Origin of the sequence: Sphingopyxis sp. OAS728, from assembly GCF_014873485.1 — a bacterium.
Taxonomy (GTDB): Bacteria; Pseudomonadota; Alphaproteobacteria; order Sphingomonadales; family Sphingomonadaceae; genus Sphingopyxis.
In genome coordinates, this window is the sequence record NZ_JADBDT010000001.1 from 3988106 (window position 1) to 4004179 (window position 16074).

The 16074-nt window shown below is 64.9% G+C and carries 10 protein-coding genes; 2 read left to right on the top strand and 8 right to left on the bottom strand.

The annotated features are described in order from the left end of the window. Window position 1 precedes the first annotated feature (1 nt). The 8 genes from GGC65_RS18815 to GGC65_RS18850 all read right to left on the bottom strand — a co-directional run bounded on the left by GGC65_RS18815 (window position 2) and on the right by GGC65_RS18850 (window position 11077). Window positions 2-484 (bottom strand): GFA family protein, encoded by a 483-nt coding sequence (locus GGC65_RS18815; RefSeq protein ID WP_192648555.1) that lies wholly within the window; start codon window positions 482-484, stop codon window positions 2-4. Between the two features lie 60 nt (window positions 485-544). After that, a complete protein-coding gene (locus tag GGC65_RS18820; RefSeq protein WP_192648556.1) occupies window positions 545-1702 on the bottom strand; it encodes an aminotransferase class I/II-fold pyridoxal phosphate-dependent enzyme in 1158 nt (385 codons plus the stop codon). A gap of 88 nt (window positions 1703-1790) precedes the next feature. Next, the gene (locus tag GGC65_RS18825; protein ID WP_192648557.1) at window positions 1791-3416 is read right to left on the bottom strand and encodes an N-acyl-D-amino-acid deacylase family protein; all 1626 of its coding nucleotides are present in this window, start codon (window positions 3414-3416) and stop codon (window positions 1791-1793) included. Window positions 3417-3435: 19 nt separating this feature from the next. Next, a complete protein-coding gene (locus tag GGC65_RS18830; RefSeq protein ID WP_192648558.1) occupies window positions 3436-5385 on the bottom strand; it encodes a serine hydrolase domain-containing protein in 1950 nt (649 codons plus the stop codon). Between the two features lie 12 nt (window positions 5386-5397). Next, the gene (locus GGC65_RS18835; protein WP_192648559.1) at window positions 5398-6882 is read right to left on the bottom strand and encodes a serine hydrolase domain-containing protein; all 1485 of its coding nucleotides are present in this window, start codon (window positions 6880-6882) and stop codon (window positions 5398-5400) included. A 25-nt stretch (window positions 6883-6907) separates the two neighbouring features. After that, entirely contained in the window at window positions 6908-7948 is a 1041-nt protein-coding gene (locus GGC65_RS18840; RefSeq protein WP_192648560.1) for a DUF1611 domain-containing protein, read from the bottom strand. Next, the gene (locus GGC65_RS18845) at window positions 7948-9093 is read right to left on the bottom strand and encodes a dipeptidase (RefSeq protein ID WP_225940903.1); all 1146 of its coding nucleotides are present in this window, start codon (window positions 9091-9093) and stop codon (window positions 7948-7950) included. Before GGC65_RS18845 ends, GGC65_RS18840 begins: the two co-directional genes overlap by 1 nt. A gap of 100 nt (window positions 9094-9193) precedes the next feature. Next, window positions 9194-11077 carry a CocE/NonD family hydrolase gene (locus tag GGC65_RS18850; RefSeq protein ID WP_225940904.1) on the bottom strand — a complete coding sequence of 628 codons (1884 nt, stop codon included), beginning with the start codon at window positions 11075-11077 and terminating at the stop codon, window positions 9194-9196. A 198-nt stretch (window positions 11078-11275) separates the two neighbouring features. On the opposite strand from GGC65_RS18850, the gene GGC65_RS18855 reads away from it, so the two are divergent. After that, window positions 11276-14041: a TonB-dependent receptor plug domain-containing protein gene (locus GGC65_RS18855; protein WP_192648562.1), complete on the top strand. Its 2766-nt coding sequence runs from the start codon at window positions 11276-11278 to the stop codon at window positions 14039-14041. Between the two features lie 19 nt (window positions 14042-14060). Beyond that, window positions 14061-15962 carry a CocE/NonD family hydrolase gene (locus GGC65_RS18860; RefSeq protein ID WP_225940905.1) on the top strand — a complete coding sequence of 634 codons (1902 nt, stop codon included), beginning with the start codon at window positions 14061-14063 and terminating at the stop codon, window positions 15960-15962. Window positions 15963-16074 lie beyond the last annotated feature (112 nt).

A 16074-nucleotide genomic window follows, 5' to 3' on the forward strand; every position in this document is an offset into this window, starting at 1 on the left:
GTCAGGCGGGCCAGCGGTCGGTGTCGTGGTCGGGATGCTGGTGATTGCTCGCCTTGATCGCGCCGACATAGGCGGCCATCGTTTCCTCGGTCGTGCCTTCGGCCTTGATCGGCAGATCCTCGAACAAGGGCAGTTGGCCTTCGAGCCCGAACTGGACACGCGGCGGGAAGGCCGACGGATCGTCGAACGAGCCGGTCGTCAGGTTGATATGCCTGCTCTCGGCATAGTCATAAGTGAGCGGCGTCCCGCAGTCGCGGCAGAAACCGCGCGCGGCCTTGTCCGAGCTGTTGAAGGTGGCGGGCTCTCCCCGCGTCCAGCTGATCGCGTCGCGCGGGACGCCGATCAAGGCGATGAAGAAATTGCCCGCTGCCTTCTGGCACATGCGGCAATGGCAGATATGCGACGTGTCGAGCACCGCGGTGACATGATAGCGCACCGCGCCGCACTGGCAGCCGCCCGACGCTTCGGTTTCGATCCGCTCCATGGTCTGCTCCTCAACCGATCGGGCAGATGGTGCCAACCCGATGTCGGTTCAGCAACATGCTTATTCGATCCGGGCGCCCACGGCGATAGTCGCTTTGGCCTTCAGCCATGGCTCGATGCGCCGGATCGCTTCTTCGACCTGATCGGTGGAGACGGCGAAGCTGATGCGGATGAAGCCCTTGCCGTCGACCGGATCGAAATCCAGCCCGGGCGCGATGGCCACGCCCGTATCGCGCAGCAATTCCTCGCAGAAGGAGAGGCTGTCATCCGTGAGATGACCGACATCGGCATAGATATAGAAGGCACCATCGGGCGGCGCGATCCGCCGCAGGCCCATTGCCGGGAGCGCTTTGAGCAGCAGTTCGCGATTGCGCGCATAGGTCTGGATATGGCCTTCGAGTTCGTCGCGGCAATCGAACGCGATCAGCCCGGCGTGTTGGGCGAGCGAGGGGGGCGTCAGGAACAGATTGCCCATTCGGGCGCGGGCGGCGTCGATCAGTGCCTCCGGAACGACAAGCCATCCAAGGCGCCAGCCCGCCATGCTGAAATATTTGGAGAAGCTGTTGACGATCAGCGCGTCGGGCGCATGCTGCAACATGGTGTCGGCGGGAAGCGTGTAGCTGAGCCCGTGATAGATTTCGTCGGATACAAGCGCGATGCCGCGGCGCTTGCAGACCTCGGCCAGCGCCCGAAGCTCGTCCGGCGGGATGATGGTGCCGGTCGGGTTGGCGGGGCTCGCGACGATCAGCCCATCGGGCGCGGGCTCGAGACGCTCGATCGCATCGGCCGTGATCTGGAACCGTTCGGCTTCGCCGCACGCGAGCTCGACCGGCACGAGGTGAAGCGCCTTGAGCGTATTTCGATAGGCGACATAGCCGGGGCGCGCGAGCGCAACGCGGGCGCCGGGCGAAAACAGGCACGAGAGGGCAAGGACGAAGGCGGGCGAGGCGCCGCAGGTGAGGATGATCTGTTCCGGATTGACGGCGACGCCATAGGTTTCGCCATAATGGGCCGCGATACGCGCCTTGAGGTCCGGACTTTCCCAATAGCCCATGCCGTCGGCGTCGAGGATGCGGTGCGCCGCCTCGATCGCCGCCGCCGGGGCACCGGTCGAGGGCTGGCCGAACTCCATATGGATCACCGACCGTCCCTCGGCGCGCATGCGATGCGCGAGACGGCTGATGGCGATGGCGTGAAAGGGATCGATGTCGATCGGCACGGCGAACTGGCTCCACTAGATTATAAAGATTTGTCGCTGCGCCTCCCTACCCGAAAAGCGTCGTTGGCCAAATTGCCGTGCGTGCGGGTCAGATCGTCGAGCAGGTGTGGCGCAGGACGGCGCCGCTGCGGGACCCGGTGGGCTGTCCCTTGGTCAGTGCGACGACGCCGTTGACGATCACGTCTCCGATGCCCTCGGGTGCTGCGGTGGGCGCTTCATAGGTCGCGCGATCCTTGGTCGCCGCGAGGTCGAACACGACGATGTCGGCGCGCATGCCTTCGCGTAGCAGCCCGCGGTCGGCGAGGCCCAGTCGCTGTGCGGGCCAGCCGGTCATCTTGCGGATCGCGTCGGGCAGGGTCAGCACCGGGCGCGCCTGGACATATTCGGCGATGATGCGCGGGAAGGTGCCATAGGAGCGCGGATGCGGCCGCCCCGCCGTCTCGGGATCTACCGTGCTGTCCGCCGCCGAGGCGTCGGTCCCGACGCTGACCCACGGCTGTTTCATCGCGAGGTCGATGTCATTGTCGTCCATCATGAAATAGAGCGCCGAGGCGCGCGCGGGCAGCGCAGCGAGCCAGATGTCCCATGCGGCGTCGGCGGGATCCTTGCCCAGCGCCTTGCCGATGTCGGCGAAATTCTGGCCGTTGAAGCGCTTGTACTGTTCGGCCTGTCCGTTCGCGAGCACGACATTCTTCCAGCCGCCCGACGCATGGACGAGGTTCGACCAGTCGGGCTGCGGGCCCGCGGCTAGTTCCTTTTTGAGCTGCGCGCGGACAGCGGGGTCCCGCACCGCTTCATGCGCCGCCTCGCGGCCCTTCGCAAAGACATGCGTCGGCACGGTGACGTCGAGCCCGGTGCCGCCGGCGCGATAGGGATAGATGTTCGCGCCGATATCGACACCGCGCGTCCGCGCCGCCTCGATCCGCGCGATCGCCTGCGGCATCAGCTTGCCCCACAGCGGCGCATAGGCGGCCTTGATGTGGAAAATCTCGACCTTCGCGCCGCTGCGTTCGCCGATCGCGACCGCCTCGTCGATCGCGGCGAGCAATTTGTCGCTCTCGTCGCGCATATGCGTCGCGTAGAAGCCGCCGCACTTGCCCGGGATCGCGGCGAGCCGGGCAAGGTCGTCGGTCGCCTGAAAGCTTGCCGGCGAATAGATGAGCGCCGACGAAATGCCGAACGCGCCCGCCTTCATCGCGGTGCGCACTTCCTCTTCCATCGCGCGCATCTGCGTTTCGTCCGGCGCGCCGGCGCCATCGCCCATCACCTTCACACGCGCCTGGATCGCGCCATAATAGGTGCCGAAATTGACCGCGATGCCCTGTGTCTCGAGCGTATTGAAATAGCCCGCCAGTTCGCCCGCGGGCACCGCGGTGCCGCCTTCGCCGGCGATCAGCGTCGTGACCCCCATGCGCAGTTTGTTCGCGGCCGATCCGTCGCGCGGCAGCACGCGTCCCGACTGGTCGAGCATGTCGATGAAGCCTGGCGAGACATAGCGCCCGCTTGCGTCGATTTCCTGCTTGCCCTTGGCCTCGACCACGCCGACGCGCGCGATGCGGCCGTCCTTGATCGCGACATCGGCATTGACCCACGGATTGCCAGCGCCGTCGAGCACACGGCCGCCGCGAATGACGATGTCATAGGCGGCGGGCGGCGGCGCGGCCGCGCCGACCAGCAGCAACGAGGCAAAGGCAAGCGCGAACGGCCGGGTCATGCGGAAATCTCCCTGATTGTCAGTCCTCGACGTACAGATATTGCGTCTGCTGGCCGTCGTTGATGTTCAGCGTACGCTTGCCATCCTTCGTGCCGACGAGCGCATCGACGCCGATATTGCCGGGGCCGACCGAGATGATCGAGGTGCTGCCGTCGGCATTCTTGCGCGTGGCGATCGGTCCCTCGACGAAGCCCGCCTTGATCCATTTCTGGCCGTTCTTTTCGCTGACCGTGATCTGTCCGACCGACGGATCGCGATAATGGCCGGCAAGATTGGCGAGCACCGCGGGGTCGCCCGGATAGGTCAGCCGCTCGCGCTTGGCCGTCGCCTGCGCCTTGATCCGCGTCGCCGCCGCGGTGATGTCGCGCGCCGCCTCGGGCTGGCCGTCGTAGAGAATTTCGAGCAGGCGGCGGAGTGTCGGCGCGAGCATCGATGCGCCCGGATCGCTGTTGGTCAGGATCACCATGCCGACGCCCGATTCCGGAAGCGCAAACCAGGTGCTGTGATAGCCGAGCAGCGTGCCGCCATGGGTGACGACCTGCACGCCCGAGGCGTCGCGCTGGAACAGGCCCATGCCGTACCAGCTGTCGGGCCCGACCTGTACGCCCTTCTCGCGCCGCGCGAGCAAGTTGGTCTCGCTCACCACGCGCTTGCCGTCGAGCATGCCCTTGCCGAGTTCGAGCTGGACATAGCGCACCATGTCGGCGGTGGTCGAGAAGGCCGCGCCCGCGGGGCGATAGGGGTAGGGCGACCAGTTGAAGTCATTCGACATCAAGGTCACCTTACCATCGATGTCGAGGCCGTGCGGCGCCGCCCAATTGCCCGCCATGCCCTCGGCATAATCGAAGGTGCTGTCCTTCATGCCGAGCGGCTTGAAGACCTTTTCCTCCATCGCGCGGTCATAGGCGGCGCCGAATTCCATCTTGGGATAGAGAATATGTCCGCCGACATAGCCCGCCGCCGAGGCGAGCTGGTTGTTATACTGGAACAGGTCGCCGAACTTGCTGGTCGGCATGGTCGCGGCAAGCTGTTTGAAGGTGTCTGCGGCGGGCTGCCCCTTGTCGGCGAGGATGAAGCCGAAATCCTTGCGCGGCAGGCCGGTGCAGGCGCAGATCAGATGCTTGACGAGCACCGACTTGGTGACCTCGTCATTGCCGAGGCGAAACTCGGGATAGAGGTCGACGACCTTTTCGTCCCAGCGCAGCTTGCCTTCGTCGGCGAGCGTCGAGAGGAGGAGGGTGGTCATTCCCTTGGTGTTCGACGCGATCATGAATTTGGTGTGCTCGTCGACCTTTTCGGGCGAGCCGAGTGCGCGGACACCGAAGCCGCCCTGCCACAATATCTTGCCGTCATCGATCAGCGCAAAGCCGACGCCGGGGACTTCGAGTTCCTGCCGGCTCGCCTCGACGAAGTCGGTGAGCAGCTTGATGCGTTCGGGGGTCAGCTCGTGCGCGGTCTTTCCGGCGAAGCTTTCCTTCTGGAAACCGGCGGGGCGAAGACCTTGCGACACCACCGACATTGCCGCCGACCGCTTCGCGGCGGTGCCCGCCGATCCGTCGACGATCAGCACGGTCCACGCACCGCCTTTGCGCAGCGCGCTTGCCGAACGCGCGGCGCGCTCGGTCGGCAGGGTTTCATAGGCGAAGCTCACCCGCTCGTCCCAGCCGTCGGCCGGGGGCGCGGCGGTGCTGGTGCGCTGCGTCGGCACCGCGCCCGGACGGACGACCGCCCACGCCTTGGCGGCGGCATCGGCGGCATCGGCGGCGGTGCCGATCTCGGCGACGACGATGCGGAGGTCACCCTCGGGCGAGGTGAAGACGAGCGCGGGGCCCTGCTTCGATGCGGTCCAGTCCTTGGGCTGGACATATTGCACGCCGCTGGCGAGCTTGCCGGGCGTATCCGCCGCGACGGCCTGCGCGAGCGCAGCGACGGGCGCGCAGGAGAGTGCGAGGGCGATCAACAGCTTCATGATGGCTTCTCCTCAGGGCTGGACGAAATGATAGAGAACATGCGGTTGTGACGTGAAAGACAGGCGCCAACGCCCTTCGGCGCCGTGGAACAGCAATTGCTCATAGGGGCCGCCGGCGCGGGCGCCGGTGGCCTGTTCGAAGCGCATCGGGCCGACGCGTTCCCAATAGGTGGTCTTCCCGTCGTTGGTGACGGTGACCGCGTTCGGGCCCGCGGCGGCGATCTTCAGGTCGCGCTCGGGATTGGCGGCGCGCGTATAGTCGCGGCGGTTCACGCGATAGGCGCCGAGCGGCAGCGTCTCTCCCGCTGGCGCGGCGACGCGCGGGGCGGGGGCGACCGGGAACAGCCGGCCGATCAGCGCCTCGGTCAGTTCGGTCCGGCCGCCATAGCTGCCCTCGCCGCCGGTCTCGGAGACGAAGAAGCCGAGCCCGGCTTCGGGTGCGAGGATCATGTTCGAATGGAAATCGCCGGTGTTGCCGCCATGGCCGACCATGCGCGGACCCTTCTCGCGGACGACGAAAAAGCCGTGCGCCATGCCGGGCAGGCCGGGGGCGTTGGCGACCGAATTGGTCATCAGCAGTTTGACCGACGATGGTTTCAGGATGCGCGCCTTGCCGAGCGCGCCGCCGTTCATCATCGCCATCATGAAGCGTGCCATGTCGGGGCCGCTGCTCGTCCCCGATCCCGCGGGCATCACCGGGCTGAACAGCTCGAACGGGTCGGCGACCAGCCGCCCGTCCTTGAACTGATAGCCCGACGCCATGCGCGGTGCGAGCGCCGCGGGCAGCGGTTCGCGAAAGGTGGTCGAATTCATGCCGAGCGGCGCGAAGATGTGCTTTTCGACATAATCGGGGAAAGCTTCGCCCGACACCCGCTCGACGATATAGCCCGCGAGCACCGAGCCATAGTTGGAATAGGAGGTTTCGGTCCCTGGCGCCCAATGGCGGACCGGAATGTGGGTCTTCATCCACTCCACATAGGGGGTGATCTTGTCGGGCGTCGGCGCGGTCAGGCCGCCTACATCGCTCATCCCCGGCGTGTGCGATAGCAGGTCGCGAACGCGGATCGGCTTGCCCTCAAACTCGGGAATCTTGAAATCGAGATATTTGTTCACATCGGCGTCGAGGTCGACGCGGCCCGCCTCGACCTGTTGCAGCAGCGCGCTCCAGGTAAACATCTTCGACACCGATCCCGGGCGGAACAAGGTCTGCTGCCCATCGACCGCGATGCCCTTGTCGATGTCGGCAAAGCCGTAGCCGCGCGAGAACAGGACCTTGTCATGGTAGACCACGGTGACCACCGCGCCTGCGACCTCGCGCGTCGCGATCTGCTGCGCCATTACGCCGTCGACGAAGTCGGCGAGCCCGCTGATCCGGTCCTGCGGGATGCTGTAGCTGGTTTCGGCGGCCGACTGCGCGAGGGTGGCAGAGGGCAGGGCGATCGAGCCGAGCAGCGCGGCGGCGAATGCGGTGCGGCGCAGGGCCGGGAGTCGGGTCATGCAGGGTCTCCGAAGATCAGGGGGTTCATGCGAGGCAGCTGTCGACGAGCGCGTCGAACGCGGGGCCGCCGCGGACCGGATCGGCGACTGGCAAGCCGAGCCGCGCGCTCTCGCGCGCCATCAGCTCGGTCGCCGCCGCTTCATCGAGCGCCGAGGTGTTAAACGCAAAGCCGCCGCAGCGGATCGCGGGATTGGTCCGCCGACCGAGCAACAGGGTGAGCTCGACGATCTCTTCGACGCTGGTCAGCGTATAGCCTGCGGTGCCGAGCATCTCGGTGCGGCCGGGCTCGTGGCAGACGACGAAGACATCGGGCTGGCTACCGTGGAGCAGGCCGAGCGACACTGCGGCATAGGCGGGGTGCGTGAGCGCGCCCTGACCCTCGATCACGTCCCAATGGCCCGCAGGTGCATCAGGCGAGAGCAGTTCGGCCGCCCCCGCCTCGAAGTCGGAGACGACCGCGTCCATTGCGATGCCGCCGCCCGCGATCATGATGCCGGTCTGGCCGCTCGCGCGAAAATCGCTATCGATGCCGCGCTGCCCGAACGCGCGGGCCAGCGCCAGCGCGGTATATTTCTTGCCGAGCGCGCAGTCGGTTCCAACGGTCAGCAACCGCTTGCCGCTGCGCTTTCGCCCGGTGCCGACCGGAATCTGTGGCGGCGGCACGCGCACGTCGATCAGCTGGCGGCCGAGCCGGTGCGCCGCTTCGGCGAGTTCGGGGATATCGGCGAGGCGCATATGCATGCCCGCGATCAGGTCGAGCCCCGCCTCCAGCGCCTCGACCAGCGATGCGCGCCAGTTCGCGGGGATCACGCCGCCGAGGTTGGCGACGCCGATCACCAGCGCGCGCGCACCGCGCGCATGCGCTTCGGCGGCGGTGAGTGCTTCCAGCCCGGTGGTAACCGTCGCGCCGGGCAGCCGCAGTTCGCCGATGCATTTGTCGGGCGCCCAATCCTTCAGCCCGAAGGCGGTCTTTGCGAAACCCGCGATCGTCGTGTCGCCGAGGAACAGCACATAGGGCTGCGGCAGTATGAGCGCGCCCGCGAGGCGATCGGTCAGTGCGTTCATCAGCCGCCCCAGGTTGCGGTCAGCAGCCGCTGGAAATTGCCGCCGAGCACGGCGAGGATGTTCGCGTCGGAATATTTGCGGCGCAGCAGCTCTTCGGTCAGATCGAACATCTTGAGCGGGTGGTCGAACCCGTCGATGTCGATCTTTTCGCGGAAGGCGTAGCTGTCCTTATAGGCGCCGCGCAGCATCTTGTTCATCTCGGGCGACGTGTCGTCATAGCCATAGAGGTCGGAATCGGTGCCGACGCCGACATGGTCGATCCCGACGAGCTTCACGACATGGTCGATATGGTCGGCATAATTCACGATCGTCGTCGGATCGGTCTTGCTCACGAAATTGCGCACCCCGGTTATGCCCATAACGCCGCCCTTGGCGGCGCAGGCCTTGATCGCCTCGTCGGTCTTGACGCGCGGATGATCGATCAGCGCGCGGCAATTGCTGTGCGTGATCGCGATCGGCTTGGCCGAAATTTCGATCGCGTCGAGGGTGGTACGGTCGCCGCAATGCGAGACGTCGACGAGCATGCCGACCTCGTTCATCGCCTTGATGATCTCGACGCCGAAATCGCTGACGCCGCCATCGACACGGTCGGTCGACCCCGATCCGATGCGGTTCTGCGAATTATAGGTGAGCTGCGCGCAGCGCTGGCCGATCTCGTAGAAGGTCTTGACGTCGGCAGGACGATTGAAATGGTCGGCATTCTGCAGCCCCATGATCACCGCGACCTTGCCGTCCTTCTTGGCGCGCAGGATGTCGGCGAACTTGTCGACCCCGGTGAAGACATGGCTGTTGCGCGCGACGAAATTGCCCCAGATCGCAAAGAAGCTGAGCGCCTGTTCCTTTGCCGTCGGGCCGCCGATGCCGACCGCATGGTGGATGGCATTGATGCCGCTGGCGCGAAAGTCCGCGGTCTCCTTTTCGCTCAACGCCTTGGTGTAATAGCTGGGGTCGAAGTCGATCTTGATCGGCGCGAGCATGTCGACCACGACCGCACGCTGGACCAGCTCGATCGCGCGCTTCGAATATGCGCGGTTCGTGAACGGGCTGATCCGGACCTGCGCCCGCGCGACATAGGGGGCGGCGAGGGGAACCGCGATCGCCGCGCCCGCGGCACAAATGGCCTGTCGTCGAGAAAATAACATCATCGTCCCCCATTCATCGGCATGAAGTTTCTAATCAGGACGATATTGTCCCAATTAGATATCGTCAATCATTTCCTTCGAAGCCGAAGAACATGCCCGGAATTCATCGCACGACCGGCAACTCGACATAGGAAAGGCGGCCCGGCGCATGATGGATGACATTCGTTGCGACGACGCCCTTGCTCTCGCGCTCGTTCGGCCCGCCGGTGTTGAGGTTGCGCACGAATTTGGGGAAGTTGGACGAGGTGACCTCGATGCGGATGCGGTGGCCGGCGCCGAAACGGATGCTCGTCGCGATCGGCGACGGCTTGATCGGATAGACCTCGCCCGGGCGCATCATCGCCGGCTTGTCGAAGCCATCGCGATAGCGCGCGCGAAAGATCGTATCGCCGATGATCCACGCGGTGCCGTCGGGTGCGACGTCGACCAGCTTCACCGCGAAATCGGTATCGGGCGCGCTCGACGAGACGTGGAGCAGCGCGTCGACGAAGCCGCTCACCTCGATCGCCTCGGTCAGCGGCTCGGTCGAATAGACGAGCACATCGTCGCGGATCTCGACCCCGCGCTGGTCGAACGCGCCGGGGATCACGATCCCGCCGTTGCAGCAGTCGCCGCCGCCCACCGTCGGGACGGGGTTCATCGGATCGTAGCGGAAGCGGTCGGGCGTGTCGGTGCCGGGCGCTGCGGCGACCAGGCGGCCGCCGCCGTTGAGGCTGTTCGCGTCGCCGCCGCTGTCGAGATACAGCCGCAGCGGCTTGGTGCCCTTGGGCGGCCAGCTTTCATTGCTCCGCCACTGGTTCGCGCCCATCGCGAAATAGCGGACGTGCGGCGTCGAATCGGGGAAGGCCTTTTTGTCGCCCTTCAGCCAGCGGTCGAACCAGCCGAACACGGCGCCATCGACGTCGAAGCTCGTGTCGCCCATCGAACGTTCGCCGACGACACTATCCTTGCCGAGGCGCGAATAGCCGCAGTGGGTAACGGGTGCGATCACCGCATATTGGTTTGCGGCGGCTTCGGCGTCGGTCTTGCTCGCGCGGGCATGGTTGAACAGCTCGAGATTGGGGCCGATCGAGACGTCGTACCAGCTGTTGAACCACAGCGCGGGCACGCCCCAGCCCATGTCGTCGTGATACAGCCCGCCCTCGCGCCAGGCCGGGTCGGCGGGCGAGCGCGCGATCAGCGTGTCGAAGGTCTGCGGCGGCTCGCCGAGGCTCGACAGCAAGCTATCGACTGGCAGGTGCTTGATATGCTTGTTCCAGTCGACCTTGGGCTTGGTCGCGGCGAGATCGTTGTTGAGCGTCGCGCGGGCGCGGGTGGCTTCGTCGATGTCGGCGGGAAGCTGGGCGCGGACCGGATTGTCGACACCATAGAGCCAGACGAAAAACAGGCTGCGTGGCACGCCGCCGGTGTACCAATTGCCCTGTTCCTGAAAGCGGCCGACCTTGCCGATCCCGGCGCCCGCGGCCATCGGCACCATCGCCGCATGCGCGGGATGGTTCAGCCCGGCGAGCGCGAGCTGCCATTCGGCCGAGGACGAACAGCCGAGCGTGCCAACCTTGCCGTTCGACCAGCCTTGGCCTGCGATCCAACTTAGTGTGTCGTACCCGTCGGTCTGTGGCTTGCCGAGGATCTCATATTTGCCTTCGGAGAAATAGCGGCCGCGCTCGTTCTGGACGATGAAGACATAGCCGCGGCGCACCGCCTCGATCGCATAGCGCTGGGTCGATCCGCGCAACTTGTGCTCATTATAAGGTGTCTTCCACAGGATCACCGGCAGGCGGCCCTTGGCGTTCTTTGGCGTGTAGATGTTGGTCGACAGGCGAACCCCGTCACGCATCGGCACCATCACCGCGATGCGGGAATCGGCGAGCGTCGCGATTTCGCTGTCCAAGGCTTCCGGCGTATATTTCGACAGGTCCTGTGCCGCGGACGGCTGCGCCGCGACGGCGGCAAGAACCAAAGCAAGCGGCGAGCAAAAGCGCAACATCGGCAACTCCGTCATCCCATGTTTTGGGCCCGATTCGACCCCGGAGGCTTAGAGACCTCAACCCAAACCCCTTGTCAATTATGGGCTTAATTTCTCATAAAAGAAATATATTGTCCTGAATAGGACATTATGGCAGCTTCCTCGGACGGGACACGGAAAAGCCGCCATCGAGCGGCCCAGCAAAAAGGGGCGGAAAAGATGCGTAAGGATAGTGAGAAGCTCGGTTACCGGATCGCGCGCGGCAGCAGCATTGCGGCGTTGGCTGCGGGCTTATTGCTCGCCGTGCCCGCTGCGGCACAGACTGTCGCCGATACGGAGGCCACGGCTGACGAGGAGATTCTCGTCACGGGATCGCGCATCGCGCGCGCCGGTTTCGATCAGCCAACCCCCACCACGGTGATCGGCGAGGATGAATTGCGCCTCGGCGCGCGCCCGAACATCCAGCAGGTGCTGAACGACCTTCCGCAAATCCGCCCCACGACGACACCGACGGTGTCGAACGGCAACACCTCGACCGGCACCGCGCCGGTCGACATGCGCGGCCTCGGTTCGAACCGTACGCTCGTGCTGCTCGACGGCCGCCGCTTCGTTGGTGAGGGCAATCTGAATTTCATCCCGACGAACCTGGTCGAGCGCGTCGAGGTTGTGACGGGCGGCGCCTCGGCCGCCTGGGGTTCGGGCGCGGTCGCGGGCGTCGTCAACATCCTGCTCGACAAGGATTATGACGGTCTGTCGGTTGGCGGCAATTTCGGCACTTCGTCGCGCGGCGACGGATTCCGCTATGGCTTCGACGCGAAATTCGGGACGGGGTTCGCCGACGGGCGCGGCCATTTCATCATCGGCGGCGAATATGTCAAAGATGAGGGCGTGATCCAGCGGAGCACGCGGCCGCAGCTCAACAGCCCCGATTTCATTCCCTCGGGCACCGGGTCGGAACTGGTCCGCGACGTGAATTTCGGCAACGTCACCTTGGGCGGTCTCATCACCAGCGGCGTGCTTGCCGGGCAGACCTTCAACGCTGACGGCACGCTGCGGCCTTTCGATCGCGGCACGGCCGTCGGTGCGGGCGCTTTCCCGCTGCGGATGGTCGGCGGTGCGGACGGCATCAATCTCTATGATACCATTCCCGTTTCGTCGCCCTTCGAGCGGCTGAGCACCTATGCCCGGCTGAGCTTCGAAGTGGGTGACGCGACCTTCTGGGTCGACGGCAGCTATGCGCGCTCGCTGTCGAATGCGCCCTTCTTTGGCGACTACACCGTCGGCGGGGCGCTGGGCCTGCCATATCTCACGATCCAGGCAAACAACCCCTATCTGTCGACGGCTGTTCGCGACCGGCTTGCTGCCGCAGGCGAGACAAGCTTTACCTTCGGCCGCTATTTCAACGACATCCTGCAACTGCAGTTCCGCGGCGAGCGGGTGAGCAAGGAAGGCGCGATCGGCGTCGACGGCACGTTCGGCAACGGCTTCCGCTACAAGGCCTGGTACAGCCACGGCGAGGTCGAGAGCGACCAGACGATGGGCAACTCGCGCCTCGTGCGGCAGTTCAACAATGCAATCAATGCGGTATCGAGCGGGGGGCAAATCGTCTGCGCGATCAATGTCGACGCCAACCCGGCCAACGACGATCCCGCGTGCCGGCCGCTCAATCCCTTCGGCCCCCTGAATGCGTCGCCCGAAGCGCGCGCCTATGTCACGGGAGCGCAGCGGGCGTTCAGCACCTCGAAGCTCGATTCGGTGGGCGCCGAAATTCAGGGCGATCTTTTCTCGCTGTGGGCGGGCCCGGTAACCTTGGCGGTCGGCGCCGAGGCGCGTTGGGAAGAACAGGTGTCGTCGCGCGACGACTTCACGGTCGCGAACGCCAGCAACTTCGGCATCCTCGTCTTTTCGGCGCCGACTTCGGGCGGGTTCAACGTCAAGGAAGCCTTCGGCGAAGTGCTGTTCCCGCTGCTCAAGCTCGAAAATGCGGTGGAGATCGATCTGAGCGGTGCCGCGCGCTATTCCGACTACAGCACCAGCGGCGGCATCTGGACGTGGAAAGCCGGCGGTACTGCGCGTTTGTTCAACGACCTGCTCCTGCGGGTGACACGCTCGCGCGACATTCGTTCGCCGGGCATCGGCGAGTTGTTCGCGCTTCGTTCGATCAACATCGGACCGCTCAACGATCAGGACCGGGCCGGGCGTGCGGCGGCGAACCCCGCCTATAACCCGCAACCCTCGACCGTGACGACGTTCACCGGCGGCAACCCCAATCTGGTGCCCGAAGTGAGTTACACGACGTCGATCGGCGCGACATTCTCGCCGTCCTTCCTGCGCGGCTTCAGTGCTTCGGTTGACTATTACAAGATCAAGATCGACGGTGCGGTTACGGCGCTTAACGGATCGAACCTCACTTTGCTCTGTTCGCGCGGGGTCACTTCGGCCTGCGATGCTGTTACGCGCGATGCGACGGGGACCGTCACCCAAGTCGCCGCCACCCAACAGAATATTGCGAGCTTCGAGACGAGCGGGCTCGACATGGAGGCCTCCTATGTCACCCGGCTTGCCACTGGCGGCAGCATCCGGCTTCGCGCGCTCGCGACCTATGTCGACAAGCTGGTGTTCGATACCGGCGTTACCCGGGTCGAGACGGCGGGCGACGTCGGAGATTCGGTGCAGCGCGCGACGCCGAAATGGCGCGGAACGCTCAGCGCGACTTATGAGGATAGCAATGTCGGGTTCGACATTCGCGCGCGCTATATCGATGGCGGCAATTACGATCGGACGCGCACGACGCTGATCAATAACAAGATTGCTTCGCGAACCTATGTCGACCTTGGCGCGCGGTTCAAGATCGAGGATCGCTTCACGCTGTTCGGCAACGTCAACAATGTGTTCGACCGCGATCCGCCGCTGATCACCGTGAACAGCACGCTGTACGACGTCGTCGGCCGCTACTTCACCGTCGGCGCGCGGGTCGATTTCTAGGATCCGGAACGTCGCGGCTATGAGAGGTTCGATCCGCTACGGTCTTGCGCTGCTGTTCGGCGTTGTTGCCGGCGGCGCGGCGATGGTGCAACCGGCGGCTAGTCCGCCGGTTGCAGCCGCCCAAAGCCTTTCGGGCTATGAAGCGCAGGATGTGATGATTCCGATGCGCGACGGCGTTCGTCTGCACGCGCAGATATGGCGTCCGAAAGGCCATGTCGGCGAACTCCCCATCCTTATGACGCGGTCGCCCTATGGTTTCACCAAGGCCCGCATCGACACCGGCCTCAGCAAGTCGGGGGGCTATGGCGAGCTCGCCGAGGACAAGTTCATCTTTGTCTTTCAGGACATCCGCGGCCGCTTCGGTTCCGAAGGCGAGTTCGTGAACCTGCGGCCGCTCAAGAAGACCGCCGACGGCATCGACGAGGCGACCGACACATATGACAGCATCGACTGGCTGGTAAAAAACCTGCCCGGCAACAATGGCAAGGTCGGGGTGTTCGGCGTGTCCTACGGCGGCTGGACCGCCGCGGTGGCGACGGTGAATCCGCATCCTGCATTGAAGGCGGTGACCTCGCAGGCGTCGCCCGAAGACATGTTCATCGGCGACGACTTCTTGCACAATGGCGCCTTCCGGCTCGACTATGCCTGGTCTTGGGTGTCGGCGCTCGAGACCGACGGCCGGACGATGAACGCGTTCGATTTCGGCACCGACGATGCCTATGACTGGTATCTGAAACAGTCCGACCTCGCGAATATGGACCAGCGGCTGCTCGGCCGTTCGATGCCAAGCTGGCAAAACTTCGTTTCGCACCCAAATTACGACAGCTTCTGGCGCGACAGCCGCACGTCGCACATGATGCCGGCCAGGGTCGCGGTTCCCAATCTGATCGTTGCCGGCTGGTGGGACCAGGAAGATTTCTATGGCCCCATGACGATCTATGCCAATCAGGAGAAGGGCGACGATCGCGGCCTGAACTATCTGGTCGTCGGGCCGTGGAACCACGGGGGCTGGCGCGGCGAGGGCAGAAAATATGGCCCGTTCGAACTGGGCGGCAAGACGGGGCAATGGTTCCGCAGCACCGTCGAGCTTCCATGGTTCCGCTATTGGCTAAAGGGCGTCGGCAAGCTCGATCAGCCCGAGGCGCTGGTCTTCCAGTCGGGCAGCAACAAGTGGCAGCGCCTTTCGCGCTGGCCCGCCGTCGAAGGCAAGCGGCGCAACCTCTATCTGCATCCCGACGGCAAGCTTTCCTTCGACGCGCCGAAGTCGCGCAAGGGCGCCAGCAGTTTCGTTTCGGATCCGGCGAACCCGGTCCCCTATCGCGACCGGGCGATATTGAAGCCGTTCATGCGACCGGGATCGGAGTGGTCGACGTGGTTAGCGGACGACCAAGCCCCCTTTGCGAAGCGCAAGGACGTCTTGTTCTGGCAGACCGAGCCGCTGGCCGAGGATATGACCGTCGCCGGCGATATCGCGGCGCGCCTGTTTGCCAGCACAACGGGCACCGATGCCGATTGGGTGGTCAAGCTGGTCGATATCTACCCGTCCGACGCGGCGACGCCTGAGGGTTTACGCGGGCGTCAGCGGATGATCGCGAACGACGTGTTCCGCGGCCGCTTTCGTACCAGCTATGAAAAGCCAGCAGCGATCAAGCCGGGCAAGGCGCTGGAATACAAGATCGACCTCCATTCCGCGTCGCATGTGTTTCGCAAAGGGCACCGCATCGGGGTGCAAGTACAGAGCAGCTGGTTCCCGCTGATCGACCGCAACCCGCAGACCTTCGTGCCCAATATCCTGAAAGCCAAACCCGGCGACTATCGCGCGCAGACGCATTCGGTCTTCTATTCGCGCGATCTGCCTTCATCGATCTCGATGGCCGTGGTGCCCGGCGAAGCGGACAGGCTGCCGGTCGGCGGCCAATAAGAATTTGAAAATCAGCGGAGGTAACTCCGCAATCGGCGAATTGCGATTGGCCCGCTCGCATGCGGACCCGGCGCGCTGGCTTGCCTGCCTCGTTTTGTCGCGATGCTGCTGA